Origin of the sequence: Pseudomonas sp. Pse79 (genome assembly GCF_024519615.1) — a bacterium.
In the GTDB taxonomy this organism is placed as follows: Bacteria; Pseudomonadota; Gammaproteobacteria; order Pseudomonadales; family Pseudomonadaceae; genus Aquipseudomonas; species Aquipseudomonas veronii.
Window position 1 is genome coordinate 1 of sequence record NZ_JALJRR010000033.1, and the last position, 26553, is coordinate 26553.

At 55.4% G+C, this 26553-nt stretch carries 30 protein-coding genes, 4 tRNA genes and 1 rRNA gene; all 35 read left to right on the forward strand.

Going from position 1 to position 26553, the window contains the following annotated elements; genetic code table 11:
* Positions 1-116 precede the first annotated feature (116 nt).
* Positions 117-232: ribosomal RNA gene (gene rrf, locus NR164_RS27375) — 5S ribosomal RNA — on the forward strand.
* 168 nt (positions 233-400) lie between these two features.
* Positions 401-1360, forward strand: coding sequence for a bifunctional biotin--[acetyl-CoA-carboxylase] ligase/biotin operon repressor BirA (gene birA / locus NR164_RS27380; RefSeq protein WP_017848794.1), 960 nt, complete (start codon positions 401-403; stop codon positions 1358-1360).
* Complete coding sequence (locus NR164_RS27385) at positions 1350-2099, forward strand: pantothenate kinase (RefSeq protein WP_256823514.1); 750 nt, start codon at positions 1350-1352, stop codon at positions 2097-2099. Before birA ends, NR164_RS27385 begins: the two co-directional genes overlap by 11 nt.
* A 7-nt stretch (positions 2100-2106) precedes the next feature.
* Entirely contained in the window at positions 2107-2553 is a 447-nt protein-coding gene (locus tag NR164_RS27390) for a hypothetical protein (RefSeq protein WP_017848796.1), read from the forward strand.
* A gap of 142 nt (positions 2554-2695) precedes the next feature.
* A tRNA-Tyr gene (locus NR164_RS27395) sits at positions 2696-2780 on the forward strand.
* Positions 2781-2804: 24 nt separating this feature from the next.
* Positions 2805-2878, forward strand: a tRNA-Gly gene (locus NR164_RS27400).
* Positions 2879-2904: 26 nt separating this feature from the next.
* Positions 2905-2980 (forward strand) — tRNA-Thr (locus NR164_RS27405).
* A 161-nt stretch (positions 2981-3141) separates the two neighbouring features.
* Positions 3142-3217 (forward strand) — tRNA-Trp (locus tag NR164_RS27410).
* Positions 3218-3262: 45 nt separating this feature from the next.
* On the forward strand, positions 3263-3631 hold the full coding sequence (gene secE / locus NR164_RS27415; RefSeq protein ID WP_003194658.1) for a preprotein translocase subunit SecE: 369 nt from the start codon (positions 3263-3265) through the stop codon (positions 3629-3631).
* 9 nt (positions 3632-3640) lie between these two features.
* Positions 3641-4174, forward strand: a complete 534-nt coding sequence (gene nusG / locus NR164_RS27420; RefSeq protein ID WP_003176436.1) for a transcription termination/antitermination protein NusG — start codon at positions 3641-3643, stop codon at positions 4172-4174.
* Between the two features lie 116 nt (positions 4175-4290).
* Positions 4291-4722 (forward strand): 50S ribosomal protein L11, encoded by a 432-nt coding sequence (gene rplK / locus NR164_RS27425; RefSeq protein WP_003176435.1) that lies wholly within the window; start codon positions 4291-4293, stop codon positions 4720-4722.
* A complete protein-coding gene (gene rplA / locus NR164_RS27430; protein ID WP_256823515.1) occupies positions 4722-5417 on the forward strand; it encodes a 50S ribosomal protein L1 in 696 nt (231 codons plus the stop codon). Before rplK ends, rplA begins: the two co-directional genes overlap by 1 nt.
* A 199-nt stretch (positions 5418-5616) precedes the next feature.
* On the forward strand, positions 5617-6117 hold the full coding sequence (gene rplJ / locus NR164_RS27435) for a 50S ribosomal protein L10 (protein WP_016969477.1): 501 nt from the start codon (positions 5617-5619) through the stop codon (positions 6115-6117).
* 78 nt (positions 6118-6195) lie between these two features.
* Complete coding sequence (rplL, locus tag NR164_RS27440) at positions 6196-6561, forward strand: 50S ribosomal protein L7/L12 (RefSeq protein WP_017848797.1); 366 nt, start codon at positions 6196-6198, stop codon at positions 6559-6561.
* A gap of 219 nt (positions 6562-6780) precedes the next feature.
* The gene (gene rpoB / locus NR164_RS27445; RefSeq protein WP_017848798.1) at positions 6781-10854 is read left to right on the forward strand and encodes a DNA-directed RNA polymerase subunit beta; all 4074 of its coding nucleotides are present in this window, start codon (positions 6781-6783) and stop codon (positions 10852-10854) included.
* A 64-nt stretch (positions 10855-10918) separates the two neighbouring features.
* Positions 10919-15118: a DNA-directed RNA polymerase subunit beta' gene (rpoC, locus tag NR164_RS27450; protein WP_017848799.1), complete on the forward strand. Its 4200-nt coding sequence runs from the start codon at positions 10919-10921 to the stop codon at positions 15116-15118.
* 217 nt (positions 15119-15335) lie between these two features.
* Positions 15336-15707 carry a 30S ribosomal protein S12 gene (gene rpsL, locus NR164_RS27455; protein ID WP_002555494.1) on the forward strand — a complete coding sequence of 124 codons (372 nt, stop codon included), beginning with the start codon at positions 15336-15338 and terminating at the stop codon, positions 15705-15707.
* 118 nt (positions 15708-15825) lie between these two features.
* Positions 15826-16296, forward strand: a complete 471-nt coding sequence (gene rpsG, locus NR164_RS27460; RefSeq protein WP_002555493.1) for a 30S ribosomal protein S7 — start codon at positions 15826-15828, stop codon at positions 16294-16296.
* Between the two features lie 30 nt (positions 16297-16326).
* Positions 16327-18432 (forward strand): elongation factor G, encoded by a 2106-nt coding sequence (gene fusA / locus NR164_RS27465; RefSeq protein WP_017848800.1) that lies wholly within the window; start codon positions 16327-16329, stop codon positions 18430-18432.
* Positions 18433-18462: 30 nt separating this feature from the next.
* The gene (gene tuf, locus NR164_RS27470) at positions 18463-19656 is read left to right on the forward strand and encodes an elongation factor Tu (RefSeq protein ID WP_017848801.1); all 1194 of its coding nucleotides are present in this window, start codon (positions 18463-18465) and stop codon (positions 19654-19656) included.
* Between the two features lie 158 nt (positions 19657-19814).
* Complete coding sequence (rpsJ, locus tag NR164_RS27475) at positions 19815-20126, forward strand: 30S ribosomal protein S10 (protein ID WP_003186070.1); 312 nt, start codon at positions 19815-19817, stop codon at positions 20124-20126.
* Between the two features lie 81 nt (positions 20127-20207).
* The gene (gene rplC / locus NR164_RS27480; RefSeq protein WP_007253310.1) at positions 20208-20843 is read left to right on the forward strand and encodes a 50S ribosomal protein L3; all 636 of its coding nucleotides are present in this window, start codon (positions 20208-20210) and stop codon (positions 20841-20843) included.
* Between the two features lie 12 nt (positions 20844-20855).
* Positions 20856-21458 (forward strand): 50S ribosomal protein L4, encoded by a 603-nt coding sequence (gene rplD, locus NR164_RS27485; protein ID WP_003210082.1) that lies wholly within the window; start codon positions 20856-20858, stop codon positions 21456-21458.
* Positions 21455-21754 carry a 50S ribosomal protein L23 gene (gene rplW / locus NR164_RS27490; RefSeq protein WP_002555488.1) on the forward strand — a complete coding sequence of 100 codons (300 nt, stop codon included), beginning with the start codon at positions 21455-21457 and terminating at the stop codon, positions 21752-21754. The genes rplD and rplW overlap by 4 nt, the downstream gene beginning before the upstream one ends.
* A gap of 14 nt (positions 21755-21768) precedes the next feature.
* On the forward strand, positions 21769-22593 hold the full coding sequence (gene rplB / locus NR164_RS27495; protein WP_003210080.1) for a 50S ribosomal protein L2: 825 nt from the start codon (positions 21769-21771) through the stop codon (positions 22591-22593).
* Positions 22594-22609: 16 nt separating this feature from the next.
* Entirely contained in the window at positions 22610-22885 is a 276-nt protein-coding gene (gene rpsS / locus NR164_RS27500) for a 30S ribosomal protein S19 (RefSeq protein WP_002555486.1), read from the forward strand.
* A gap of 11 nt (positions 22886-22896) precedes the next feature.
* Complete coding sequence (gene rplV, locus NR164_RS27505; protein WP_003103908.1) at positions 22897-23229, forward strand: 50S ribosomal protein L22; 333 nt, start codon at positions 22897-22899, stop codon at positions 23227-23229.
* Positions 23230-23242: 13 nt separating this feature from the next.
* Positions 23243-23929 carry a 30S ribosomal protein S3 gene (gene rpsC, locus NR164_RS27510; protein WP_003176422.1) on the forward strand — a complete coding sequence of 229 codons (687 nt, stop codon included), beginning with the start codon at positions 23243-23245 and terminating at the stop codon, positions 23927-23929.
* Positions 23930-23941: 12 nt separating this feature from the next.
* A complete protein-coding gene (gene rplP, locus NR164_RS27515; RefSeq protein WP_003232424.1) occupies positions 23942-24355 on the forward strand; it encodes a 50S ribosomal protein L16 in 414 nt (137 codons plus the stop codon).
* Complete coding sequence (gene rpmC, locus NR164_RS27520; protein ID WP_002555481.1) at positions 24355-24546, forward strand: 50S ribosomal protein L29; 192 nt, start codon at positions 24355-24357, stop codon at positions 24544-24546. Before rplP ends, rpmC begins: the two co-directional genes overlap by 1 nt.
* A gap of 2 nt (positions 24547-24548) precedes the next feature.
* The gene (rpsQ, locus tag NR164_RS27525; RefSeq protein WP_003176419.1) at positions 24549-24815 is read left to right on the forward strand and encodes a 30S ribosomal protein S17; all 267 of its coding nucleotides are present in this window, start codon (positions 24549-24551) and stop codon (positions 24813-24815) included.
* A 23-nt stretch (positions 24816-24838) separates the two neighbouring features.
* Positions 24839-25207, forward strand: a complete 369-nt coding sequence (gene rplN, locus NR164_RS27530; protein WP_002555479.1) for a 50S ribosomal protein L14 — start codon at positions 24839-24841, stop codon at positions 25205-25207.
* An 11-nt stretch (positions 25208-25218) separates the two neighbouring features.
* The gene (gene rplX / locus NR164_RS27535) at positions 25219-25533 is read left to right on the forward strand and encodes a 50S ribosomal protein L24 (protein WP_007896770.1); all 315 of its coding nucleotides are present in this window, start codon (positions 25219-25221) and stop codon (positions 25531-25533) included.
* A gap of 22 nt (positions 25534-25555) precedes the next feature.
* Complete coding sequence (rplE, locus tag NR164_RS27540; RefSeq protein WP_003194642.1) at positions 25556-26095, forward strand: 50S ribosomal protein L5; 540 nt, start codon at positions 25556-25558, stop codon at positions 26093-26095.
* Between the two features lie 13 nt (positions 26096-26108).
* Positions 26109-26414, forward strand: a complete 306-nt coding sequence (rpsN, locus tag NR164_RS27545) for a 30S ribosomal protein S14 (protein WP_003176414.1) — start codon at positions 26109-26111, stop codon at positions 26412-26414.
* Positions 26415-26553: the final 139 nt, after the last annotated feature.

The window sequence follows — 26553 nt, forward strand, 5'->3', positions numbered from 1 at the left end:
TGCGGTGTGTGAAGACGAAACGAACCGAAAGTTCGACTCTTACAAAACACCGAAAACTATCACATACCCAATTTGCTGAAGCGAGGCCAGCTGGCCACGACTCAGTACCCGAATTTCTTGACGACCATAGAGCATTGGAACCACCTGATCCCATCCCGAACTCAGCAGTGAAACGATGCATCGCCGATGGTAGTGTGGGGTTTCCCCATGTGAGAGTAGGTCATCGTCAAGATTAAATTCCAGAACCCCTGTTTGCTCACGCAGACAGGGGTTTTGTTTTGGGCGGTCGGAAAGGGTCAAGTGGCTCTTTGCGACGGACGTCAGTGCTAAGGCCCGGCCTTTCTATGCAATGACCCTGCGCATGGCTATCATGCGTGCCTCATTGTGAGGCGATACTTGCATGCTGACGTTGTTAAAACTTCTGAAAGATGGTCGATTCCACTCCGGGGAAGCGCTGGGCGCTGCCCTGGGCGTCAGTCGCAGTGCTGTATGGAAGCAGCTTCAGCATCTTGAGGCTGAGTTAAACCTGCCCATCCACAAAGTGCGTGGCAGGGGGTACCAATTGGCATCGCCGCTGGTGTTCTTGAATGCCGAAGACATCGCGCTGAAGGCGCCTTCTCTGGCGTGGCCCGTCCACATATCCGATTCCATTGACTCCACCAATGCTGAAGCCTTGCGCCTTGTCGATGCGGGTTGCGCGGCACCATTCCTGGTGCTCGCCGAGCAGCAGAGCGCCGGGCGAGGTCGACGGGGGCGCAAGTGGGTCAGCCCGTTCGCTCAGAATGTGTATTACAGCCTCGTGCTGCGCATCGAGGGTGGTCTGCGGCAGCTAGAGGGGCTGAGCCTGGTTGTGGGGCTTGCGGTCATGCAGGCCTTGCGCGAGTCGGGCGTGCAAGGAGCCGCCTTGAAATGGCCAAACGATGTCTTGGTGGGGCAGAAGAAAATTGCCGGTATCCTGCTGGAGTTGGTCGGCGATCCTGCTGATATCTGCCACGTTGTGCTCGGGATCGGCATCAACGTAAATATGCAGAAAGTCGCGGCAATCGATCAGCAGTGGACGTCGGTGCAGCTTGAAACGGGCTCTCCCGTAGATCGCAATCTACTGGTGGCGCGGTTGGGGCTGCAGTTGCAACGTTACTTGGAGCGACACGCCGCCTCCGGCTTTGCGGCGCTTCAGGAGGAGTGGGAGCAGAATCACTTGTGGCAGGGCAGGGCGGTGTCCCTCATTGCTGGAGTCAATCAGGTTGACGGGGTGGTTCTGGGGGTCGACCGCCAGGGTGCGTTGCGTTTGAGCGTCGATGGTGTTGAAAAAATATACAGCGGTGGTGAGCTAAGCCTGAGGTTGCGTGATGATTCTTGAGCTCGACTGTGGGAATAGCTTTATCAAATGGCGCGTACTTGAATCGGATCAGGCGAAAGCTTGCGCCGAAGGTGTTGTGGGGTCGGACCTCGCATTGATCGAAAGCCTGGCAGCGCTACCAGGCCTGTCGTTGGCGCGTTGCCGATTGGTGAGTGTTCGGGCTTCAGAAGAGACCAATAAGCTGGTCGAGGCTTTGCGGGGGGCTTTCGGTGTTGTCGTCTCCTGTGCTGTCCCCGCGCGTGAGATGGCTGGCGTGCGCAATGGCTACCAAGACTTCGAACGCCTTGGTCTTGATCGCTGGCTGGCGATGCTGGGTGGCTTCAAGTTGGCTTCGGGCGCGTGCCTGGTACTCGATTTTGGTACCGCAGCCACCGCCGATTTCATCGCGGCAGACGGCCAGCACCTGGGCGGCTTCATTTGCCCCGGCATGCCGTTGATGCGCAACCAGTTGCGCACGCACACCCGCAAGATACGCTACGACGACGCGGCGGCTGAACGTGCCCTGGAGCGGCTCTCCCCCGGGCGCACGACCGCGGAGGCTGTCGAGCGTGGTTGTACGCTGATGCTCAGGGGCTTCGTGTTGACCCAGCTCGAGTTGGCCCGAAGCTACTGGGGTGATGATTTCACCGTATTCCTGACGGGTGGGGATGCTGATCTGGTCTCGGACGCCGTGCCGCAGGCGCGGTTGGTCCCGGACCTGGTTTTCGTTGGTCTGGCCATGGCGTGTCCATTGTCCTGAGGTGTTTATGCGTTGGCTGTTTTTACTTTTACTCGTTCTTAATGCCTTCTATTACGTTTGGCATCAGCAAGAGGCGCCGTTGCGCGCCAAGGATGTCACGCCCCTGAGTCTGTATCGTGGCCCTCAGCAGGATATTCGGCTGCTAAGCGAGTCCTCGGACTCGGTGTCCCGGCGTGACCGAGCAAAAGCGCCCGAGGCGCAGAATACCTGCTTATACATCGGCGGCTTTGCCGACCAGCGCCAGGCGCAGTCGCTTGAGCAGCGCCTCACAAGCCTGGATATAAAGGTCAAGGTTCAACTGTTGAGCACGCCTGAGGCGTCCGGTTACTGGCTTCGTGTGGCCCCTGAAAGCCGGCGTCTGGCTGAGGATCTGCCGTTTGAAAACCTTGCTAAGGAATTCAATGAGTTAAAACATAAAATAATGCTGTGCGAAGGCATTGCAACTCTCGAATAGTTTGCATAGAATGGCGCCCGCTTCGCAGTGAAGACCTTTAAGGCCTACAGTGTGAAGCGAAGGTCAACGCAGCTAACCTCATATTTTTAATGAGAAAATGCTTGACAGAAGGCTGGCATGATGTAGAATGCCGGCTCGCTTAGGAGGGGTTCCCGAGCGGCCAAAGGGATCAGACTGTAAATCTGACGTCTACGACTTCGAAGGTTCGAATCCTTCCCCCTCCACCATTTTTAGCGTGAGCTGCAAGCTCCGCGGGTATAGTTTAGTGGTAGAACCTCAGCCTTCCAAGCTGATGATGCGGGTTCGATTCCCGCTACCCGCTCCAAGTTTGCAGGTTGTGCAGCGTGTTTTGCTCTTGTAGCTCAGTTGGTAGAGCACACCCTTGGTAAGGGTGAGGTCAGCGGTTCAAATCCGCTCAAGAGCTCCATATAACAAGGCAGATATGAAAATATCTGCCTTTGTTTTAACGGCTATCTCGGCTTGATTCTGTTGTAACGGGCGTTTTCGCCGGTTGGTTTCAAGTCTCTAGGGGTTGGCTGTTGTAAAGTCTTTTTCAGGCCTGCATAATGGTCGGCCTGATTTTGTTTTAGGTCAGTAGCTCAATTGGCAGAGCGACGGTCTCCAAAACCGTAGGTTGGGGGTTCGATTCCCTCCTGACCTGCCAGATTCACGTGGTGTATCTGGCTTTCTTTTCACAGGATCTTCATAGATGACTCCTAAGGCTGAAGCTCAAAGCTCTCGTTTCGATCTGGTCAAGTGGCTCGCTGTAGTCGCATTGGTGGTCGTAGGCGTTGTTGGCAATCAGTACTATTCTGCTTCGCCGATCCTGTACCGCGTACTCGCTTTGCTCGCCCTCGCTGCTGTAGCTGCCTTTGTAGGCCTGCAGACTGCCAAAGGCAAGTCTTTCGCGGTCCTGGTGAAGGAAGCTCGCACCGAAATTCGTAAAGTCGTTTGGCCGACTCGCCAAGAAACCACGCAGACCACGTTGATTGTTGTGGCTGTTGTTCTGGTTATGGCGTTGCTGTTGTGGGGGCTTGATTCCCTGCTCGGCTGGCTTGTTTCCTTGATTGTTGGCTAAGGGTGTCCCGTGGCTAAGCGTTGGTACGTTGTGCATGCTTACTCGGGTTACGAGAAGCATGTTATGCGCTCTTTGCTGGAGCGCGTAAAGCTGGCAGGCATGGAAGATGGCTTCGGCGAAATTCTGGTTCCCACTGAAGAAGTGGTTGAAATGCGGAATGGGCAGAAGCGCAAGAGTGAACGCAAGTTCTTCCCAGGCTACGTGCTGGTTCAGATGGACATGAATGAAGGTACTTGGCACTTGGTCAAGGATACCCCTCGTGTCATGGGCTTCATTGGCGGTACTGCCGATAAGCCTGCTCCGATCACCGACAAAGAAGCAGAAGCGATTCTGCGTCGTGTTGCTGACGGTAGCGACAAGCCTAAGCCGAAGACGTTGTTCGAGCCAGGTGAGGTTGTTCGTGTCACCGATGGTCCGTTTGCTGATTTCAACGGCACCGTCGAAGAAGTTAACTACGAAAAGAGCCGGATCCAAGTGGCAGTGCTTATTTTCGGACGCTCTACTCCGGTAGAGTTGGAGTTCAGTCAGGTCGAAAAGGTCTAACTGAGCAAGCATCCCAACCCCGCAGCCTAGGCTGTGGGGTTTTGTCGTCACTGGGATAAACGCGCAAGTAACCGGGGAGCCTTTCGAGGCGTTCGAACCCGTAATTGGAGTGCCTCATGGCCAAGAAGATTACCGCTTACATCAAGCTGCAAGTGAAGGCCGCTCAGGCCAACCCTAGCCCACCCGTCGGTCCAGCTCTGGGTCAGCACGGCGTGAACATCATGGAATTCTGCAAGGCCTTCAACGCCCGTACTCAGGGTCTTGAGCCAGGTCTGCCGACTCCAGTGATCATCACTGTATACAGCGACCGTAGCTTCACCTTCGAAACCAAGTCGACCCCGGCTTCGGTTCTGTTGAAGAAAGCTGCTGGTCTGACTAGCGGTTCCGCTCGTCCTAACACCGTTAAGGTTGGCACCGTGACTCGTGCTCAGCTGGAAGAAATCGCGAAAACCAAAAACGCGGATCTGACTGCAGCTGATATGGATGCAGCCGTGCGTACCATCGCCGGTTCTGCTCGTAGCATGGGCCTTAACGTGGAGGGTGTGTAATGGCTAAGCTGACCAAGCGCCAAAAGGCTATCGCCGGCAAAATCGAAGCAGGCAAGGCCTACAACTTTGTAGACGCTGCTGCCCTGCTGACCGAGCTGTCGACTGTCAAGTTCAGCGAGTCGGTTGACGTTGCTGTGAACCTGGGTGTTGACCCACGTAAATCCGACCAGGTCGTTCGTAGCGCTACTGTGCTGCCACACGGTACTGGCAAGACTGTACGTGTTGCTGTCTTCACCCAAGGTCCAGCAGCTGAAGCTGCTCTGGCCGCCGGCGCCGATCGCGTTGGCATGGACGACCTGGCTGCCGAAATGAAAGGCGGCGACCTGAGCTATGACGTCGTTATTGCTTCCCCGGATGCAATGCGCGTTGTAGGTCAGTTGGGTCAGATCCTTGGTCCACGTGGCCTGATGCCTAACCCAAAAGTCGGCACCGTAACCCCAGACGTCGCTACCGCGGTTAAAAACGCCAAGGCTGGTCAGGTTCGTTATCGCACCGACAAAAACGGCATCATTCACACTTCCGTTGGCAAAGTCGGCTTCGATGCCGTCAAGCTGAAGGAAAACGTTGAAGCCCTGATCGCTGATCTGAAGCGTATCAAACCAGCTTCCTCGAAAGGCATCTACGTCAAGCGCGTTACCCTGAGCACCACTATGGGCCCAGGTCTGGTCATCGACCAAGGCTCGCTGGACGTATAAGACACAAGTTGGCGTGAGCGATCGCGCCAATTGAAAAAATTGGGGTCCCTGCCTGGCGGGGGCTATCCAAGACCGTAGGCGACGCAAGTCTTAAACCTCAAGCCTACGCAGATGGTGCTCCCGGTTCCTTACCGAATCAGACACCAAAACGACATCCGGCTTCGGCCAGATGAAACGGTAACAAGCAGGAGTTAAACCCGTGGCAATTAATCTCGAAGACAAGAAGGCCATCGTCGCTGAAGTCAACGAGGCTGCCAAAGCTGCTCTGTCCGCTGTCGTGGCTGATGCCCGTGGTGTGACAGTAGGCGCTATGACCGGACTCCGTAAAGAGGCTCGTGAAGCTGGCGTATACGTACGTGTTGTACGTAACACCCTGCTCAAGCGCGCTGTTGCTGACACTGAATACAGTGTCCTCAACGACGTGTTCACCGGCCCGACTCTGATCGCGTTCTCCAAAGAACATCCAGGCGCTGCTGCCCGTTTGTTCAAAGAGTTCGCCAAGAGTCAGGACAAGTTCGAGATCAAGGCAGCTGCGTTCGAGGGCAAGTTCCTCGCAGCTAACCAAATCGACGTACTGGCAACACTGCCGACCCGTGACGAAGCTATTTCGCAACTGATGAGCGTGATTCAAGGCGCTACCAGCAAGCTGGCTCGTACTCTGGCTGCAGTTCGCGAGCAAAAAGAAGCTGCCGCAGCCTAAGGCTGAGCATTTTCTCTCGCGTATTTTTGTTTATTTCGATGGCCGCGTAGGCCGTCCCCCAATTCAGGAAATACAGTAATGTCTATCTCCCAAGAAGATATCCTCAACGCCGTAGCTGAAATGTCGGTTCTGCAGGTTGTTGAGCTGATCAAAGCTTTCGAAGAAAAATTCGGCGTTTCTGCTGCCGCTGCTTCCGCTGGCCCAGCCGCTGTTGCTGCTGTTGCTGAAGAGCAAACCGAATTCAACGTCATGCTGCTGGAAGCTGGCGAGAAGAAAGTAAACGTGATCAAGGCAGTTCGTGAACTGACCGGTCTGGGCCTGAAAGAAGCCAAGGCTGTAGTTGACGGCGCTCCTGCCATGGTTCTGGAAGCTGTTGCCAAAGACGCAGCTGACAAAGCCAAAGCAACTCTGGAAGAAGCAGGCGCTAAAGTCGAGCTGAAGTAAGCATCGACCTTGCGTCTCCAGCCCAAGCGTTAAGCTGAAGGCTGATGGCTGGTGGCTCTTGCCACCGGCCTTTTTCCGTTCTTGGCTGTCGACTCGGTCGCCGCCATTAACGTGCTGTAGCCACCCGGTGCGGTGGTGCAAACCAAGGGGTTTGCAAGATTTTCTGGCTGCTCCCGTCGGGAGGGCCAAACAAGCAGGTGACCAAGCTGGGGAACGCTGATGGCTTACTCATATACTGAGAAAAAACGTATCCGCAAGGACTTTAGCAAGTTGCCGGACGTCATGGATGTCCCGTACCTTCTGGCTATCCAGCTGGATTCGTATCGTGAATTCTTGCAGGCGGGAGCGACCAAAGATCAGTTCCGCGACGTGGGCCTGCATGCGGCCTTCAAATCCGTTTTCCCGATCATCAGCTACTCCGGCAATGCTGCGCTGGAGTACGTCGGTTATCGCCTGGGCGAACCGGCATTTGATGTCAAAGAATGCGTGTTGCGCGGTGTTACGTACGCCGTACCTTTGCGGGTAAAAGTCCGTCTGATCATTTTCGACAAAGAATCGTCGAACAAAGCGATCAAGGACATCAAAGAGCAAGAAGTCTACATGGGCGAAATCCCACTGATGACTGAAAACGGTACCTTCGTTATCAACGGTACCGAGCGTGTTATCGTTTCCCAGCTGCACCGTTCCCCGGGCGTGTTCTTCGACCACGACCGCGGCAAGACGCACAGCTCCGGTAAGCTCCTGTACTCCGCGCGGATCATTCCGTACCGTGGTTCGTGGTTGGACTTCGAGTTCGACCCGAAAGACTGCGTGTTCGTGCGTATCGACCGTCGTCGCAAGCTGCCGGCCTCGGTACTGCTGCGCGCGCTCGGCTATACCACTGAGCAAGTGCTTGATGCTTTCTACACCACCAACGTGTTCAGCCTGAAGGACGAAACCCTCAGCCTGGAACTGATCGCTTCGCGTCTGCGTGGTGAAATTGCTGTCCTGGACATCCAGGACGAAAATGGCAAGGTCATCGTTGAAGCCGGCCGCCGTATCACTGCGCGCCACATCAACCAGATCGAAAAAGCCGGTATCAAGTCGCTGGAAGTGCCTCTGGACTACGTCCTGGGTCGCACGACCGCCAAGGTCATCGTTCACCCGGCCACAGGCGAAATCCTGGCTGAGTGCAACACCGAGCTGAACACCGAGATCCTGGCAAAAATCGCCAAGGCCCAGGTTGTTCGCATCGAGACCTTGTACACCAACGATATCGACTGCGGTCCGTTCGTCTCCGACACCTTGAAGATCGACTCCACCAGCAACCAATTGGAAGCGCTGGTCGAGATCTATCGCATGATGCGTCCTGGCGAGCCACCGACCAAAGACGCTGCCGAAACCCTGTTCAACAACCTGTTCTTCAGCCCTGAGCGCTATGACCTGTCTGCGGTCGGCCGGATGAAGTTCAACCGTCGTATCGGTCGTACCGAGATCGAAGGTTCGGGCGTGCTGTGCAAGGAAGACATCGTTGCGGTCCTGAAGACTCTGGTCGACATCCGTAACGGCAAAGGCATCGTCGATGACATCGACCACCTGGGTAACCGTCGTGTTCGCTGCGTAGGCGAAATGGCCGAGAACCAGTTCCGCGTTGGCCTGGTACGTGTTGAGCGTGCGGTCAAAGAGCGTCTGTCGATGGCTGAAAGCGAAGGCCTGATGCCGCAAGACCTGATCAACGCCAAGCCAGTGGCTGCGGCGGTGAAAGAGTTCTTCGGTTCCAGCCAGCTCTCGCAGTTCATGGACCAGAACAACCCGCTCTCCGAGATCACCCACAAGCGCCGTGTATCTGCACTGGGCCCGGGCGGTCTGACCCGTGAGCGTGCTGGCTTCGAAGTTCGTGACGTACACCCGACGCACTACGGTCGTGTTTGCCCGATCGAAACGCCGGAAGGTCCGAACATCGGTCTGATCAACTCCCTGGCCGCCTATGCGCGCACCAACCAGTACGGCTTCCTTGAGAGCCCGTACCGTGTGGTGAAAGACGCTCTGGTCACCGACGAGATCGTATTCCTGTCCGCCATCGAAGAAGCCGATCACGTGATCGCTCAGGCTTCGGCCACGATGAACGAGAAGAAGGTCCTGGTCGACGAGCTGGTAGCTGTTCGTCACTTGAACGAGTTCACCGTCAAGGCGCCGGAAGACGTCACCTTGATGGACGTATCGCCCAAGCAGGTAGTTTCGGTCGCCGCGTCGCTGATCCCGTTCCTGGAGCACGATGACGCCAACCGTGCGTTGATGGGTTCCAACATGCAGCGTCAAGCTGTACCGACTCTGCGTGCTGACAAGCCGCTGGTAGGTACCGGCATGGAGCGTAACGTAGCCCGTGACTCCGGCGTTTGCGTCGTGGCTCGTCGTGGCGGCGTGATCGACTCCGTTGATGCCAGCCGTATCGTGGTGCGTGTTGCCGATGACGAAGTTGAAACTGGCGAAGCCGGTGTCGACATCTACAACCTGACCAAATACACCCGCTCGAACCAGAACACCTGCATCAACCAGCGTCCGCTGGTGCGTAAGGGTGATCGCGTTCAGCGCAGCGACATCATGGCTGACGGCCCGTCCACCGACATGGGTGAACTGGCGCTGGGCCAGAACATGCGTATCGCGTTCATGGCATGGAACGGCTTCAACTTCGAAGACTCCATCTGCCTGTCCGAGCGTGTGGTTCAAGAAGACCGCTTCACCACGATCCACATCCAGGAACTGACCTGTGTGGCGCGTGATACCAAGCTTGGGCCAGAGGAAATCACTGCAGACATCCCGAATGTGGGTGAAGCTGCACTGAACAAGCTGGACGAAGCCGGTATCGTTTACGTAGGTGCTGAAGTTGGCGCAGGCGACATCCTGGTCGGTAAGGTCACTCCGAAAGGCGAGACCCAACTGACTCCGGAAGAGAAGCTGTTGCGTGCCATCTTCGGTGAAAAAGCCAGCGACGTTAAAGACACCTCCCTGCGCGTACCGACCGGTACCAAAGGTACTGTCATCGACGTACAGGTCTTCACCCGCGACGGTGTTGAGCGTGATGCTCGTGCACTGTCCATCGAGAAGACCCAGCTCGACGAGATCCGCAAGGACCTGAACGAAGAGTTCCGGATCGTTGAAGGCGCGACCTTCGAACGTCTGCGTTCCGCTCTGGTAGGCCACAAGGCCGAAGGCGGCGCGGGCCTGAAGAAAGGTCAGGACATCACCGACGAAGTCCTCGACGGTCTTGAGCACGGCCAGTGGTTCAAACTGCGCATGGCTGAAGACGCTCTGAACGAGCAGCTCGAGAAGGCCCAGGCCTACATCGTCGATCGCCGCCGTCTGCTGGACGACAAGTTCGAAGACAAGAAGCGCAAACTGCAGCAGGGCGATGACCTGGCTCCAGGCGTGCTGAAAATCGTCAAGGTTTACCTGGCAATCCGTCGCCGCATCCAACCGGGCGACAAGATGGCCGGTCGTCACGGTAACAAGGGTGTGGTCTCCGTGATCATGCCGGTTGAAGACATGCCGCACGATGCCAATGGCACCCCGGTCGACGTCGTCCTCAACCCGTTGGGCGTACCTTCGCGTATGAACGTTGGTCAGATCCTCGAAACCCACCTGGGCCTCGCGGCCAAAGGTCTGGGCGAGAAGATCAACCGTATGATCGAAGAGCAGCGCAAGGTTGCTGACCTGCGCAAGTTCCTGCACGAGATCTACAACGAGATCGGCGGCCGCAAAGAAGAGCTGGATACCTTCTCCGACCAGGAAATCCTGGATCTGGCGAAGAACCTGCGCGGCGGCGTTCCAATGGCTACCCCGGTGTTCGACGGTGCCAAGGAAAGCGAAATCAAGGCCATGCTGAAACTGGCAGACCTGCCCGAAAGCGGCCAGATGCAGCTGTTCGACGGCCGCACCGGCAACAAGTTCGAGCGCCCGGTTACTGTTGGCTACATGTACATGCTGAAGCTGAACCACTTGGTAGACGACAAGATGCACGCTCGTTCTACCGGTTCGTACAGCCTGGTTACCCAGCAGCCGCTGGGTGGTAAGGCTCAGTTCGGTGGTCAGCGTTTCGGGGAGATGGAGGTCTGGGCACTGGAAGCATACGGTGCTGCTTACACTCTGCAAGAAATGCTCACAGTGAAGTCGGACGATGTGAACGGTCGGACCAAGATGTACAAAAACATCGTGGACGGCGATCACCGTATGGAGCCGGGCATGCCCGAGTCCTTCAACGTGTTGATCAAAGAAATTCGTTCCCTCGGCATCGATATCGATCTGGAAACCGAATAACACGTGACGCGAATCGAGAGCGGGGCTATTTGGCCCGCTCTCTGCTCCGCCAGGAGGAAAGGCCTTGAAAGACCTACTGAATTTGCTGAAAAACCAGGGTCAAGTCGAAGAGTTCGACGCCATCCGTATTGGACTGGCATCGCCTGAGATGATCCGTTCGTGGTCGTTCGGTGAAGTTAAAAAGCCGGAAACCATCAACTACCGTACGTTCAAACCCGAGCGTGACGGCCTGTTCTGCGCCAAGATCTTTGGCCCGGTAAAGGATTACGAGTGCCTGTGCGGTAAGTACAAGCGCTTGAAGCACCGTGGTGTGATCTGCGAGAAGTGCGGCGTTGAAGTTGCACTGGCCAAGGTTCGTCGTGAGCGCATGGCGCACATCGAACTGGCTTCGCCGGTTGCCCACATCTGGTTCCTGAAATCGCTGCCGTCCCGTATCGGCTTGCTGATGGACATGACCCTGCGTGATATCGAACGCGTTCTCTACTTCGAGAGCTATGTCGTTATCGATCCAGGCATGACCACCCTTGAAAAAGGTCAGCTGCTGAACGACGAGCAGTACTTCGAAGCGCTGGAAGAGTTCGGCGACGATTTCGATGCCCGCATGGGTGCCGAAGCTGTCCGCGAACTGCTGCACGCTATCGACCTGGAACACGAGATTGGCCGTCTGCGTGAAGAAATTCCGCAAACCAACTCCGAAACCAAAATCAAGAAGCTGTCCAAGCGTCTGAAGTTGATGGAAGCCTTCCAGGGTTCCGGCAACTTGCCAGAGTGGATGGTGCTGACCGTTCTGCCGGTTCTGCCGCCAGACCTGCGTCCGCTGGTACCGTTGGACGGTGGTCGTTTCGCGACGTCCGACCTCAACGACCTGTACCGCCGCGTGATCAACCGTAACAACCGCTTGAAGCGCCTGCTCGATCTGTCCGCTCCGGACATCATCGTGCGCAACGAAAAGCGTATGTTGCAAGAAGCCGTCGATGCCCTGCTCGACAACGGTCGTCGTGGCCGCGCTATCACCGGTTCGAACAAGCGTCCTCTGAAATCCCTGGCTGACATGATCAAGGGTAAGCAAGGTCGTTTCCGTCAGAACTTGCTCGGTAAGCGTGTTGACTACTCCGGTCGTTCGGTAATTACCGTAGGCCCGACCCTGCGTCTGCACCAGTGCGGTCTGCCTAAGAAGATGGCCCTTGAGCTGTTCAAGCCGTTCATCTTCGGCAAGCTGGAAATGCGCGGTCTCGCGACCACGATCAAAGCGGCCAAGAAAATGGTCGAGCGCGAACTGCCAGAGGTTTGGGACGTTCTCGCTGAAGTGATCCGCGAACACCCGGTTCTCCTCAACCGTGCACCGACCCTTCACCGTCTGGGTATCCAGGCGTTTGAGCCGGTACTGATCGAAGGCAAGGCTATCCAGCTGCACCCTCTGGTCTGTGCTGCGTACAACGCCGACTTCGACGGCGACCAAATGGCCGTGCACGTACCGCTGACACTGGAAGCCCAGTTGGAAGCGCGTGCGTTGATGATGTCGACCAACAACATCCTGTCGCCAGCCAACGGTGAGCCAATCATCGTTCCGTCGCAGGACGTTGTACTGGGTCTGTACTACATGACCCGTGAAGCGATCAACGCCAAGGGCGAAGGTCGTGTGTTCGCTGACCTGCAGGAAGTTGACCGTGTGTTCCGTGCCGGCGAAGCCGCACTGCACGCCAAGGTCAAAGTGCGGATTCACGAAACCGTGAACGACCGTGACGGCGGCAGCGTGAGCAATGTCCGTATCGTCGACACCACTGTCGGCCGTGCGCTGTTGTACCAGGTTGTGCCAAAAGGTTTGTCTTACGACGTCGTCAACCTGCCGATGAAGAAAAAGGCGATCTCCAAGCTGATCAACCAGTGCTACCGCGTGGTTGGTCTGAAAGAGACCGTGATCTTCGCTGACCAGTTGATGTACACCGGTTTTGCCTATTCGACCATTTCCGGCGTTTCCATCGGTGTTAACGACTTCGTTATCCCGGATGAAAAAGCCCGCATCATCAGTGCTGCCACCGATGAAGTGAAAGAGATCGAAAGCCAGTACGCCTCCGGCCTGGTAACCCAGGGCGAGAAGTACAACAAAGTGATCGACCTTTGGTCCAAGGCCAACGACGAAGTGTCGAAGGCGATGATGGCTAACCTCTCGAAAGAGAAGGTTATCGACCGTCATGGCGTAGAAGTCGATCAAGAGTCTTTCAACTCGATGTACATGATGGCCGACTCGGGCGCACGGGGTTCTGCTGCGCAGATCCGTCAGCTCGCCGGTATGCGTGGCCTGATGGCCAAGCCGGACGGTTCCATCATCGAAACGCCGATTACTGCGAACTTCCGTGAAGGTTTGAGCGTACTTCAGTACTTCATCTCTACTCACGGTGCTCGTAAAGGTCTGGCGGATACCGCGTTGAAAACCGCTAACTCCGGTTACCTGACTCGTCGTCTGGTAGACGTTGCACAAGATCTGGTTGTAACCGAGATCGATTGCGGCACCGAACACGGCCTGCTGATGACACCGCACATTGAAGGCGGTGACGTTGTAGAGCCGCTGGGTGAGCGCGTATTGGGTCGTGTTATTGCCCGTGACGTATTCAAGCCAGGTACCGAGGAAATTATCGTTCCTGCCGGCACCCTGGTTGACGAGAAGTGGGTCGAGTTCATCGAACTCAACAGCATCGACGAAGTGATCGTTCGCTCGCCGATCAGCTGCGAAACCCGCTTCGGCATTTGCGCCAAGTGCTATGGCCGTGACTTGGCTCGTGGTCACCAGGTGAACATCGGTGAAGCGGTCGGCGTTATCGCTGCCCAGTCCATCGGTGAGCCGGGTACCCAGCTGACCATGCGTACATTCCACATCGGTGGTGCGGCAAGCCGGACCTCCGCAGCCGACAGCGTTCAGGTGAAGAATGGCGGTACCGTCCGCCTGCACAACCTCAAGCACGTTGAGCGAGTGGATGGTTGCCTGGTTGCGGTGTCCCGTTCCGGTGAGCTGGCAATCGCTGATGACTACGGTCGTGAGCGTGAGCGCTACAAGCTGCCGTATGGTGCTGTGATTTCGGTTAAAGAAGGTGACAAGGTCGACGCTGGCGCAATCGTGGCCAAGTGGGATCCGCACACTCACCCAATCGTTACCGAAATGAAAGGTACCGTGACCTACGTGGGCATGGAAGAAGGCATCACGATCAAGCGTCAGACTGACGAATTGACCGGTATGACCAACATTGAAGTCCTCGACGCGAAAGATCGTCCAGCTGCCGGTAAAGACATCCGTCCTGCCGTGAAGATGGTCGATGACAACGGCAAGGATCTGTTGCTGCCAGGCACTGACGTAATCGCTCAGTACTTCCTGCCAGCCAACGCCCTGGTCGGTGTGGCGGATGGTGCGAAGATCGCGATCGGTGACGTTATCGCGCGTATCCCGCAAGAGACTTCGAAGACCCGTGACATCACCGGTGGTCTGCCGCGTGTTGCCGACTTGTTCGAAGCTCGTCGTCCGAAAGAAGCGTCGATTCTGGCTGAAGTCAGCGGCACCATCGCGTTCGGTAAAGAGACCAAGGGCAAGCGCCGTCTGGTCATTACCCCGAACGACGGTAGCGATCCGTATGAAGAGCTGATTCCGAAGTGGCGTCACCTGAACGTGTTCGAAGGCGAACAGGTAAACCGCGGCGAAGTTATCTCCGACGGTCCGAGCGATCCACACGACATCCTGCGTCTGCTGGGTGTGAGTGCGCTGGCCAAGTACATCGTTAACGAGATCCAGGACGTTTACCGTCTGCAAGGCGTGAAGATCAACGATAAGCACATCGAGACCATCCTGCGTCAGATGCTGCGTAAAGTTGAAATCGCTGAATCCGGCGATTCCAGTTTCATCAAGGGCGACCAGATGGAACTGACTCACGTACTGGTAGAAAACGAACGTCTGGCAGCCGACGAGAAATTTGTTTCCAAATTTACTCGTGTACTGCTGGGTATCACCAAGGCGTCGTTGTCCACTGAGTCGTTCATCTCGGCGGCCTCCTTCCAGGAGACCACTCGCGTACTGACCGAAGCAGCGGTAACCGGCAAGCGCGATTACCTGCGCGGCCTGAAAGAAAACGTGGTTGTGGGTCGTCTGATCCCAGCCGGTACCGGTTTGGCTTACCACAGCGAGCGCAAGCGCCGCCGTGATGCTGACAAGCCGTTGCGCGTAAGCGCCAGTGAAGTGGAAGCTGCACTGACCGAAGCGCTGAACTCAAGCGGTAACTGAGTTCTGCGATAAATAAGTCTGGGCCCTGGCAGCCCCCATTCGTCGGATCGAGGCAGTTTTGCCCCGGTTCGTTGAGAGGGGAGGTCGGGGCCTTGCCTTGACTGGGGGCAAGATCCTCTTTAGACTCTTGTACCCCTAAATTTGGCGGGAATTCGTTCCTGCCATTTTGCTTTTCTTGCAAGACAATAGCGTCGCAAGACAACAGTGGAGCTAGTAGATGGCAACTATCAACCAGCTGGTACGTCAGCCGCGTAAGCGTATCGTCGAGAAATCCGACGTACCTGCGCTGCAGAACTGCCCGCAACGTCGTGGCGTATGCACTCGCGTGTATACCACTACGCCGAAAAAACCTAACTCGGCACTGCGTAAAGTATGCCGTGTGCGTCTGACCAACGGTTTCGAGGTTTCCTCGTACATCGGCGGTGAAGGCCACAACCTGCAAGAGCACAGCGTGGTACTGATCCGCGGCGGTCGTGTAAAAGACTTGCCAGGTGTTCGTTACCACACCGTACGCGGCTCCTTGGATACTTCCGGCGTTAAAGGTCGTAACCAGGGTCGTTCGAAGTACGGTACCAAGAAGCCTAAGTAGTAGCGGCTTTTTGTAAAACTGAATCATCTTATTTTCTGAGTCGATAAGAGTAAGGTCGGAGGCGTCCCGAAAGGGCACCGATTCCGAGCGAACCTGAAGACCGTTTGAGGGCTTATCCATGCCAAGAAGACGCGTAGCAGCCAAGCGCGAAGTGCTTGACGATCCAAAATACGGAAGCCAAATCCTGGCCAAGTTCATGAACCACGTGATGGAAAGCGGCAAGAAAGCCGTTGCCGAGCGTATCGTTTATGGCGCGCTGGAAAAGGTTAAAGAACGCAAGAACAGCGACCCCCTGGAAATCTTCGAGAAAGCTCTCGACGCCATCGCTCCGCTGGTCGAAGTGAAGTCGCGCCGTGTAGGCGGTGCTACTTACCAGGTTCCGGTTGAAGTTCGTCCGTCCCGTCGTAACGCCCTGGCAATGCGCTGGTTGGTAGACTTCGCCCGTAAGCGTGGCGAGAAGTCTATGGCTCTGCGTTTGGCTGGCGAACTGTTGGACGCTGCTGAAGGTAAAGGCGCTGCTGTTAAGAAGCGTGAAGACGTGCACCGTATGGCTGAAGCTAACAAGGCTTTCTCGCACTACCGCTTCTAAATCCAGCGTCACTCAATTTGCGAGGGCTTTATGGCTCGTACTACACCGATTAATCGCTACCGTAACATTGGTATCGTTGCTCACGTGGATGCTGGTAAAACCACCACCACCGAGCGCGTCCTTTTTTACACCGGCAAAAGTCACAAGATGGGCGAGGTGCATGACGGCGCCGCGACCACAGACTGGATGGTTCAGGAGCAGGAGCGTGGTATTACCATTACTTCTGCTGCTATTACCGCCTTCTGGAAAGGTTCCGAGAAGCAGTACAAAGACGAGCACCGCTTCAACGTTATCGATACCCCAGGCCACGTAGACTTCACCATTGAAGTTGAGCGTTCCCTGCGTGTACTCGACGGCGCTGTCGTTGTGTTCTGCGGTACCTCGGGTGTTGAGCCTCAGTCGGAAACCGTATGGCGTCAAGCCAACAAATACGGCGTTCCACGTCTTGTTTACGTAAACAAGATGGACCGTGCTGGTGCCAACTTCCTGCGCGTGATCGGTCAGATCAAGCAGCGTCTGGGTCACACTCCGGTGCCAATTCAATTGGCAATCGGTTCCGAAGATAACTTCCAGGGCCAGATCGATCTGATCGCCATGGAAGCCGTCTACTGGAATGACGCTGACAAAGGTATGGTTCCTGTTCGTAAGCCTATCCCTGCTGAACTGCAGGAGCTGGCTGACGAGTGGCGTAACAACATGGTTGAGGCTGCTGCCGAAGCCAGCGAAGAGCTGATGAACAAGTACCTCGAAGGTGAAGAACTCACCAACGCGGAAATCAAGGCCGCTCTGCGTCAGCGTACTATCGCTGGTGAGATCGTCTTGGCTGTTTGTGGTTCTTCCTTCAAGAACAAGGGTGTTCCCCTGGTTCTCGACGCCGTTATCGACTACCTGCCTGCTCCAACCGACATTCCTGCTATCAAGGGTACCAACCCTGATAACGAGGAAGAAGAGATGGAGCGTCACGCCGATGACAGCGAGCCGTTCTCGGCTCTGGCGTTCAAGATCGCAACCGACCCATTCGTGGGTACCTTGACTTTCGTCCGCGTTTACTCGGGCGTGTTGGCCTCCGGCGACGGCGTGATCAACTCGGTTAAAGGTAAGAAAGAGCGCGTGGGTCGTATGGTGCAAATGCACGCAAACGCCCGTGAAGAGATCAAGGAAGTGCGCGCTGGTGACATCGCGGCCCTGATCGGCATGAAGGACGTCACCACTGGTGAAACTTTGTGCGACGCTGCTAAGCCAATCATCCTGGTTCGCATGGACTTCCCGGAGCCGGTTATTTCGGTTGCCGTAGAGCCTAAGACCAAGGATGACCAGGAAAAAATGGGTATCGCTCTGGGCAAACTTGCTCAGGAAGATCCATCTTTCCGCGTCAAGACTGATGAAGAGACTGGTCAAACGATCATCTCCGGCATGGGCGAGTTGCACCTGGACATCCTGGTTGACCGGATGCGCCGTGAGTTCAACGTCGAAGCCAACATCGGTAAGCCTCAGGTTTCCTATCGTGAGCGCATCACGAAGAACTGTGAAATCGAAGGCAAGTTCGTTCGTCAGTCCGGCGGTCGTGGTCAGTTCGGTCACTGCTGGATCCGTTTTGCTCCTGCTGACGAAGGTCAGGAAGGTCTGCAATTCGTGAACGAAGTAGTAGGTGGTGTTGTTCCTAAGGAATACATCCCTGCTATCCAGAAGGGTATCGAAGAGCAGATGAAGAACGGTGTTGTCGCCGGCTATCCGCTGATCGGCCTGAAAGCAACCGTTTTTGACGGTTCTTACCACGACGTCGACTCCAACGAGATGGCGTTCAAGGTGGCTGCTTCCATGGCAACCAAGCAACTGGCCCAGAAGGGCGGTGGTGAGTTGCTTGAGCCAATCATGGCGGTAGAAGTTGTTACACCTGAAGACTATATGGGTGATGTCATGGGCGACCTTAACCGTCGTCGCGGCATGATCTTGGGTATGGAAGACACGGTTTCCGGCAAAGTGATTCGCGCCGAGGTTCCGTTGGGTGAGATGTTCGGTTATGCGACCGACGTTCGCTCCATGTCCCAGGGTCGCGCAAGCTACTCTATGGAATTCAAAAAATACAACACAGCTCCGGCGCACATCGCTGAAACTGTATCCAAAAAACAAGGCTGATTCAGTCCTTTAGGCAAGGAGTTAATTGTCGTGGCTAAAGAAAAATTTGATCGTTCCCTACCGCACGTCAACGTTGGCACCATCGGTCACGTTGACCACGGTAAAACCACTCTGACTGCTGCTCTGACTCGCGTTTGCTCCGAAGTATTCGGTTCCGCAATCGTTGATTTCGATAAAATCGACAGCGCACCAGAAGAAAAAGCTCGTGGTATCACCATCAACACCGCGCACGTCGAGTACAACTCGAAGATTCGTCACTACGCTCACGTTGACTGCCCAGGTCACGCTGACTATGTGAAGAACATGATCACTGGTGCTGCCCAGATGGACGGCGCGATCCTGGTTTGCTCGGCCGCTGATGGTCCGATGCCACAAACCCGTGAGCACATCCTGCTGTCCCGTCAGGTAGGCGTTCCGTACATCGTGGTTTTCCTGAACAAGGCTGACCTGGTAGACGACGCTGAGCTGCTGGAACTGGTTGAGATGGAAGTGCGCGATCTGCTGAGCACTTACGACTTCCCAGGCGACGACACTCCGATCATCATCGGTTCTGCTCGTATGGCGCTGGAAGGCAAAGACGACAACGAAATGGGCACCACTGCCGTTCGTAAACTGGTTGAAACTCTGGACAGCTACATCCCAGAACCAGTTCGTCTGACCGACAAGCCATTCCTGATGCCAATCGAAGACGTATTCTCGATCTCGGGTCGCGGTACTGTTGTGACTGGTCGTATCGAGCGTGGTATCGTTCGCGTTCAAGACCCACTGGAAATCGTTGGTCTGCGTGACACCACCGTTACCACTTGCACCGGTGTTGAAATGTTCCGCAAGCTGCTCGACGAAGGTCGTGCTGGCGAGAACTGCGGCGTACTGCTGCGCGGCACCAAGCGTGATGACGTTGAACGTGGTCAGGTTCTGGTTAAGCCAGGTACCGTTAAGCCGCACACCAAGTTCACCGCAGAAGTTTACGTTCTGAGCAAGGAAGAAGGCGGTCGTCACACTCCGTTCTTCAAAGGCTACCGTCCACAGTTCTACTTCCGTACTACTGACGTGACTGGTAACTGCGAATTGCCAGAAGGCGTTGAAATGGTAATGCCAGGCGATAACATTCAAATGACTGTTACCCTGATCAAAACCATCGCAATGGAAGACGGTCTGCGCTTCGCTATCCGTGAAGGCGGCCGTACCGTTGGTGCTGGCGTTGTAGCTAAAATCATCGAGTAAGCTCTTTTTTGAGTTAGCTTCGAGGTTTTGAAAAAGCCCCCGCTCAGCGGGGGCTTTTTTTATTGGGTTGACACCTATCTGGGGCGTCTATAGAATTGCGCCTCCTTTTAACGGGCGTATTGCGCTCGCTGGGAATAGCAGCCGGAGTCTGAAATCCAATGCAAAATCAGCAAATCCGTATCAGGTTGAAGGCTTTTGACCATCGCCTGATCGACCAATCCACCCAGGAAATCGTGGAAACCGCGAAACGTACTGGTGCTCAAGTGCGTGGTCCAATTCCACTGCCTACCCGTAAAGAGCGGTTCACCGTTCTGGTCTCCCCGCACGTCAACAAAGACGCGCGTGACCAGTACGAGATCCGTACTCATAAGCGCGTACTGGACATCGTCCAGCCAACGGATAAAACCGTTGATGCACTTATGAAGCTTGATCTGGCGGCCGGTGTGGAAGTACAGATCAGCCTCGGCTAAGACTTGGGTCTTAGTCGTGTAACGCTCTGAAATGGGCGGCCATAGCGGGTGAAAGCCCCGTACACTCATGAGGTTTACAACATGACTATTGGTGTAGTCGGTCGTAAATGCGGTATGACCCGTATTTTCACCGAAGAAGGTGTCTCCATTCCGGTCACGGTCATTGAGATCGAACCGAATCGCGTCACCCAGTTCAAAACTGAAGAAACCGATGGCTATCGTGCAGTGCAAGTCACTGTCGGCGAGCGTCGTGCTTCGCGCGTGACTGCTGCTCAAGCAGGTCACTTCGCTAAAGCAAACGTTGCAGCTGGTCGCACTGTTATGGAGTTCCGTCTTGAAGAAGGCGACTACCAGGCTGGCGATCTGATCAACGCTGAAATCTTCGCCGCTGGTCAACTGGTTGATGTAACCGGTCAGTCCAAGGGTAAAGGCTTCCAGGGTACGATCAAGCGTTGGAATTTCCGTGGCCAAGACAACACTCACGGTAACTCCGTTTCCCACCGCGTCCCGGGCTCTATTGGCCAGTGCCAGACTCCTGGTCGTGTATTCAAGGGCAAAAAAATGTCCGGTCATATGGGCGCTGAGCGCGTGACCGTGCAGTCCCTCGAAGTAGTGCGCGTCGACGCTGAACGCAATCTGTTGTTGGTCAAGGGTGCTGTTCCTGGCGCTACTGGCGGCAACCTGGTTGTACGTCCAGCGGCCAAGGCTCGCGGTTAAGGGGAAGCTGACATGCAATTAAATGTAAATGACGCTCAAGCGATCGAAGTTTCCGAACTGACATTTGGCGGCGAATTCAACGAGACGCTCGTTCACCAAGCAGTCGTGGCCTACATGGCCGGCGGCCGTCAAGGTAGCAAGCAGCAAAAGACCCGTTCCGACGTTCGTGGTGGCGGTAAGCGCCCTTGGCGTCAGAAAGGTACTGGCCGTGCTCGTGCCGGTACTATCCGTAGCCCAATCTGGCGCGGCGGCGGTACCACTTTCGCAGCTCGTCCGCAGGATCACACTCAGAAGCTCAACAAGAAGATGTACCGCGCAGCACTGCGCTCCATCCTTGCTGAACTCGTGCGTACTGATCGTCTGGTCGTGGTTCAGGACTTCGCTGTTGAAGCACCGAAAACCAAAGATCTGCTGAACAAGCTGAACGGCATGGGCCTGACTGACGTCTTGATCGTGTCTGAAGCTGTTGATCAGAACCTGTACCTGGCTGCTCGCAACCTGCCACACGTTGATGTACGTGACGTGCAAGGTTCCGATCCAGTTAGTCTGATCGCATACGACAAGGTGTTGATCACCGTGTCGGCCGTGAAGAAATTCGAGGAGCTGCTGGGATGAACCAGGAACGCGTATTTAAAGTTCTGCTTGGCCCGCACGTTTCCGAAAAGGCTACGGTTCTGGCTGACAAGAAAGGCCAGTTCGTTTTCAAGGTTGCAACTGACGCAACCAAGCTGGAAATCAAGAAGGCCGTCGAAAGCCTGTTCAGCGTGAAAGTAGAGCGTGTTACTACCCTGAATGTTCTGGGTAAGAGCAAGCGCACTGCTCGCGGTCTGGGCAAGCGTAATGACTGGAAGAAGGCAGTTATCTCCCTTCAGCCAGGCCAAGATCTCGATTTCAGCAGCAGTGCTGAGTAAGGAAGGGGTGCATCATGGCAATCGTTAAATGCAAACCGACTTCCCCTGGCCGCCGTTTTGTGGTCAAGGTGGTCAACCAGGAGCTGCATAAAGGCGCTCCTCACGCACCGCTGCTCGAGAAGAAATCGAAGACTGGTGGTCGTAACAACAATGGTCGCATTACCACTCGTCACATCGGTGGTGGCCATAAACAGCATTATCGTCTGGTCGACTTCCGTCGCAACGACAAAGATGGCATCGCTGCCACTGTCGAGCGTATCGAATACGATCCAAACCGTACTGCTCACATCGCTCTGCTGCTGTACGCAGATGGCGAGCGTCGCTACATCATCGCCCCTAAAGGCGTGAGTGCTGGTGACCAGCTGATCGCAGGTGCTCTGGCACCGATCAAGCCGGGCAACGCTCTGCAACTGCGTAACATTCCAGTTGGTAGCACCGTACACGGCATCGAATTGAAGCCAGGTAAAGGCGCGCAAATCGCTCGTTCCGCTGGTGCTTCGGCTCAGCTGATCGCTCGTGAAGGTGTCTACGTGACCCTGCGTCTGCGTTCTGGTGAGATGCGTAAAGTGCTGGCTGAATGCCGCGCGACCCTGGGTGAAGTCTCGAACTCCGAGCACAGCCTGCGTTCGCTGGGTAAAGCTGGTGCCAAACGCTGGCGTGGCGTTCGCCCAACCGTTCGTGGTGTTGCCATGAACCCGGTTGACCACCCACACGGTGGTGGTGAAGGTCGTACCTCTGGTGGTCGTCATCCGGTATCGCCATGGGGCTTCCCGACTAAGGGCGCGAAGACTCGTGGTAATAAGCGTACCGACAAAATGATCGTCCGTCGTCGCAAGTAAATAGAGGGATACGACAGTGCCACGTTCTCTGAAAAAAGGTCCTTTTATTGATCTTCACCTACTGAAGAAGATCGAAGTGGCGGCGGAAAAGAACGATCGCAAACCAGTTAAGACCTGGTCGCGTCGTTCGATGATCCTGCCACAAATGGTCGGTCTGACCATCGCAGTACACAACGGTCGTCAACACGTCCCAGTTCTCGTTAACGAAGACATGGTCGGCCACAAACTAGGCGAGTTTGCCGGTACCCGCACTTATCGTGGGCACGTGGCAGACAAGAAAGCCAAGCGTTAAGGGGTAAGGAAATGGAAGTAGCCGCTAAGTTGTCGGGCGCTCGAATCTCCGCCCAGAAAGCCCGCTTGGTCGCCGACCAGATCCGCGGGAAGAAGGTGGGCGAAGCGCTCAACCTGTTGGCTTTCAGCAGTAAGAAAGCCGCCGAGATCATGAAGAAAGTGCTGGAGTCGGCCGTAGCCAACGCCGAGCATAACGAAGGCGCAGACGTTGATGACCTGAAGGTCAGCACCGTTTTCGTCAACGAAGGGCGTTCGCTGAAGCGTATCATGCCGCGTGCCAAAGGCCGTGCTGATCGCATCGTCAAGCGGTCTTGCCATATCACTGTCAAGGTTGCTGACAAGTAACGGAGTCGAAGAGATGGGTCAGAAAGTACATCCCATTGGCATTCGCCTGGGAATCGTCAAGGAGCACACCTCCGTCTGGTACGCAGACGGTCGGACTTATGCGGACTATTTGTTCGCTGATCTGAAGGTGCGTGAGTATCTCCAAGACAAACTAAAAAGCGCGTCCGTAAGCCGTATCGATATCCATCGTCCGGCACAAACTGCACGTATCACCATCCACACCGCTCGTCCAGGTATCGTTATCGGGAAGAAAGGTGAAGATGTTGAGAAACTGCGTCAGGACCTGACCAAGCAAATGGGTGTGCCTGTGCACATCAATATCGAAGAGATCCGCAAGCCGGAGCTCGACGGTATGCTGGTTGCGCAGAGCGTAGCTCAGCAGCTGGAGCGTCGCGTCATGTTCCGTCGCGCTATGAAGCGCGCCGTACAGAACGCCATGCGTATTGGTGCCAAAGGCATCAAAATCCAAGTGAGCGGTCGTCTCGGCGGTGCTGAAATCGCACGTACTGAATGGTATCGCGAAGGTCGTGTGCCACTGCACACCCTGCGTGCCGACATCGACTATGCCAACTACGAAGCTCACACCACTTATGGTGTGATCGGTGTAAAGGTTTGGATCTTCAAAGGCGAAGTAATTGGTGGTCGCCAAGAAGAACTGAAACCACAAGCACCAGCGCCTCGTAAAAAAGCTGCTAAGTAAGGGGTACGCCAAATGTTGCAACCAAAGCGTACGAAGTTCCGCAAGCAGATGACAGGCCACAACCGTGGTCTGGCTCAGCGCGGTAGCAAAGTCAGCTTCGGCGAATTCGCGCTGAAGTCTGTAGCTCGTGGTCGTCTCACCGCTCGTCAGATCGAGTCAGCGCGTCGTGCTCTGACCCGTCACGTAAAACGTGGCGGCAAGATCTGGATCCGTGTATTCCCGGACAAGCCGATCTCCAAAAAGCCCCTCGAAGTTCGGATGGGTAAAGGTAAGGGTAACGTGGAATACTGGGTAGCCCAGATTCAGCCAGGCAAAGTCCTGTATGAAATCGAGGGTGTAACTGAAGAGCTGGCGCGTGAGGCTTTTGCCCTGGCTGCTGCAAAGCTGCCGCTCGCCACCGCCTTTGTTAAACGGACGGTGATGTGATGAAAGCGAATGAACTTCGTGAAAAATCCGCACAGCAGCTGAACGAGCAACTGCTCGGCCTGCTGCGCGACCAGTTCAATCTGCGCATGCAGAAAGCAACTGGCCAGTTGGGGCAGTCTCATCTGCTCTCGCAAGTTAAGCGTGACATCGCTCGCGTGAAGACTGTGCTCAACCAGCAGGCAGGTAAGTGATCATGGCTGAAGCCGAAAAGACTGTCCGTACGCTGACTGGCCGTGTTGTCAGCGACAAGATGGACAAAACCATCACCGTTTTGATCGAGCGTCGCGTTAAGCACCCGATCTACGGTAAATATGTTAAGCGTTCGACTAAGCTGCACGCGCACGACGAAACCAACCAGTGCCACATCGGCGACAAAGTCACTATTCGTGAAACTCGTCCGCTGGCCAAGACCAAGTCTTGGGCACTGGTTGATGTTCTCGAACGCGCTGTGGAAGTCTAAGGACTAGGGGTCGGAGAAATTATATGATTCAGACTCAATCCATGCTCGATGTGGCCGATAACAGCGGCGCTCGCCGTGTTATGTGCATCAAGGTGCTGGGTGGCTCCCATCGTCGTTACGCTGGTATCGGTGACATCATCAAAGTTACCGTGAAGGAAGCAATTCCTCGCGGTAAAGTGAAAAAAGGCCAAGTGATGACTGCTGTTGTAGTTCGCACTCGTCACGGCGTTCGCCGTGCAGATGGCTCCATTATCCGCTTTGATGGCAACGCTGCTGTTCTTCTGAACAACAAGCAAGAGCCGATCGGCACCCGTATCTTTGGGCCAGTGACCCGTGAACTTCGTACTGAGAAGTTCATGAAGATCGTCTCGCTCGCCCCAGAAGTGCTGTAAGGAGATCCGACATGCAAAAGATTCGTCGTGACGACGAGATCATCGTGATCGCCGGCAAAGACAAAGGTAAGCGCGGTAAGGTGCTGAAGGTTCTCGCTGACGACCGTCTGGTCGTCGGTGGTCTGAACCTGGTCAAGCGTCATACCAAGCCTAACCCTATGTCGGGCGTACAAGGCGGTATCGTCGAGAAAGAAGCGCCACTGCACGCTTCTAACGTCGCCATCTTCAACGGCGAAACCAACAAGGCTGACCGCGTTGGTTTCAAAGTAGAAGACGGTAAGAAAATTCGTGTCTTCAAGTCGACCCAAAAAGCGGTTGATGCTTGAACACTGCTAGGTAGATAAGACCATGGCACGACTACAAGAGATTTACCGGAAGGAAATCGCCCCCAAGCTTAAGGAAGAACTTAAGCTCGGGAACGTGATGGAAGTTCCGCGCGTTACCAAAATCACCCTGAACATGGGTCTGGGCGAAGCGATCGGCGACAAAAAAGTCATCGAGCACGCTGTTGCTGACCTGGAAAAGATCACCGGTCAAAAAGTCGTTGTGACTTACGCTCGGAAATCCATCGCTGGCTTTAAAGTCCGTGAAGGTTGGCCGATCGGCGTCAAAGTGACTCTGCGCCGTGAGCGTATGTACGAATTCCTGGATCGTCTGCTGTCGATCTCCCTGCCTCGGGTCCGCGACTTCCGCGGCCTGAATGCCAAGTCCTTCGATGGTCGTGGTAACTACAGCATGGGCGTGAAAGAGCAGATCATCTTCCCGGAAATCGACTACGACAAGATCGATGCTCTCCGCGGTCTGGACATCACCCTGACCACCACTGCCAAGAACGATGATGAAGGTCGCGCCCTGTTGCGTGCTTTCAAATTCCCGTTCCGCAACTGATTGGAGTAGGACCATGGCCAAGATGAGCATGAAAAACCGCGAGCTGAAACGTCAGCTCACGGTTGCCAAGTACGCCAAGAAGCGTGCAGCACTGAAAGCAATCATCGTTGATCTGAACGCAAGTCCAGAAGCACGTTGGGAAGCCACAGTAGCTCTGCAGAAGCAGCCACGTGACGCAAGCGCCTCGCGCATGCGTAACCGCTGCCGCCTGACCGGTCGTCCACACGGCGTTTACCGCAAGTTCGGCCTCGGCCGTAACAAACTGCGTGAAGCGGCAATGCGTGGTGACGTACCAGGTCTGGTTAAAGCCAGCTGGTAAGTACTTTCAAAGTCCGGACGGTCTGAATCGCAAGATACTGACCGCCGGTACCTTGAATCTGGAACAAGCCCCTTTTGGGGCTTGTTTCATTTCCGGAGTGTGTCTAGAATACCCGGCTCGCCTGAGCCCGTGTTTTCTA

Excerpts from the sequence above, each read along its gene's own strand:
- rpsL (WP_002555494.1), top strand. The coding sequence starts at position 15,336 with ATGGCAACTATCAACCAGCTGGTACGTCAGCCGCGTAAGCGTATCGTC.
- rplL (WP_017848797.1), top strand. The coding sequence starts at position 6,196 with ATGTCTATCTCCCAAGAAGATATCCTCAACGCCGTAGCTGAAATGTCG.
- rpmC (WP_002555481.1), top strand. The coding sequence starts at position 24,355 with ATGAAAGCGAATGAACTTCGTGAAAAATCCGCACAGCAGCTGAACGAG.
- NR164_RS27390 (WP_017848796.1), top strand. The coding sequence starts at position 2,107 with ATGCGTTGGCTGTTTTTACTTTTACTCGTTCTTAATGCCTTCTATTAC.
- rplB (WP_003210080.1), top strand. The coding sequence starts at position 21,769 with ATGGCAATCGTTAAATGCAAACCGACTTCCCCTGGCCGCCGTTTTGTG.
- NR164_RS27385 (WP_256823514.1), top strand. The coding sequence starts at position 1,350 with ATGATTCTTGAGCTCGACTGTGGGAATAGCTTTATCAAATGGCGCGTA.
- rpsJ (WP_003186070.1), top strand. The coding sequence starts at position 19,815 with ATGCAAAATCAGCAAATCCGTATCAGGTTGAAGGCTTTTGACCATCGC.
- rplK (WP_003176435.1), top strand. The coding sequence starts at position 4,291 with ATGGCCAAGAAGATTACCGCTTACATCAAGCTGCAAGTGAAGGCCGCT.
- rpoB (WP_017848798.1), top strand. The coding sequence starts at position 6,781 with ATGGCTTACTCATATACTGAGAAAAAACGTATCCGCAAGGACTTTAGC.
- rplA (WP_256823515.1), top strand. The coding sequence starts at position 4,722 with ATGGCTAAGCTGACCAAGCGCCAAAAGGCTATCGCCGGCAAAATCGAA.
- rplV (WP_003103908.1), top strand. The coding sequence starts at position 22,897 with ATGGAAGTAGCCGCTAAGTTGTCGGGCGCTCGAATCTCCGCCCAGAAA.
- birA (WP_017848794.1), top strand. The coding sequence starts at position 401 with ATGCTGACGTTGTTAAAACTTCTGAAAGATGGTCGATTCCACTCCGGG.
- rplC (WP_007253310.1), top strand. The coding sequence starts at position 20,208 with ATGACTATTGGTGTAGTCGGTCGTAAATGCGGTATGACCCGTATTTTC.
- rplD (WP_003210082.1), top strand. The coding sequence starts at position 20,856 with ATGCAATTAAATGTAAATGACGCTCAAGCGATCGAAGTTTCCGAACTG.
- rpsN (WP_003176414.1), top strand. The coding sequence starts at position 26,109 with ATGGCCAAGATGAGCATGAAAAACCGCGAGCTGAAACGTCAGCTCACG.
- rpsQ (WP_003176419.1), top strand. The coding sequence starts at position 24,549 with ATGGCTGAAGCCGAAAAGACTGTCCGTACGCTGACTGGCCGTGTTGTC.
- rpsC (WP_003176422.1), top strand. The coding sequence starts at position 23,243 with ATGGGTCAGAAAGTACATCCCATTGGCATTCGCCTGGGAATCGTCAAG.
- rplP (WP_003232424.1), top strand. The coding sequence starts at position 23,942 with ATGTTGCAACCAAAGCGTACGAAGTTCCGCAAGCAGATGACAGGCCAC.
- rplE (WP_003194642.1), top strand. The coding sequence starts at position 25,556 with ATGGCACGACTACAAGAGATTTACCGGAAGGAAATCGCCCCCAAGCTT.
- rpsG (WP_002555493.1), top strand. The coding sequence starts at position 15,826 with ATGCCAAGAAGACGCGTAGCAGCCAAGCGCGAAGTGCTTGACGATCCA.
- rplX (WP_007896770.1), top strand. The coding sequence starts at position 25,219 with ATGCAAAAGATTCGTCGTGACGACGAGATCATCGTGATCGCCGGCAAA.
- fusA (WP_017848800.1), top strand. The coding sequence starts at position 16,327 with ATGGCTCGTACTACACCGATTAATCGCTACCGTAACATTGGTATCGTT.
- rplN (WP_002555479.1), top strand. The coding sequence starts at position 24,839 with ATGATTCAGACTCAATCCATGCTCGATGTGGCCGATAACAGCGGCGCT.
- rplW (WP_002555488.1), top strand. The coding sequence starts at position 21,455 with ATGAACCAGGAACGCGTATTTAAAGTTCTGCTTGGCCCGCACGTTTCC.
- secE (WP_003194658.1), top strand. The coding sequence starts at position 3,263 with ATGACTCCTAAGGCTGAAGCTCAAAGCTCTCGTTTCGATCTGGTCAAG.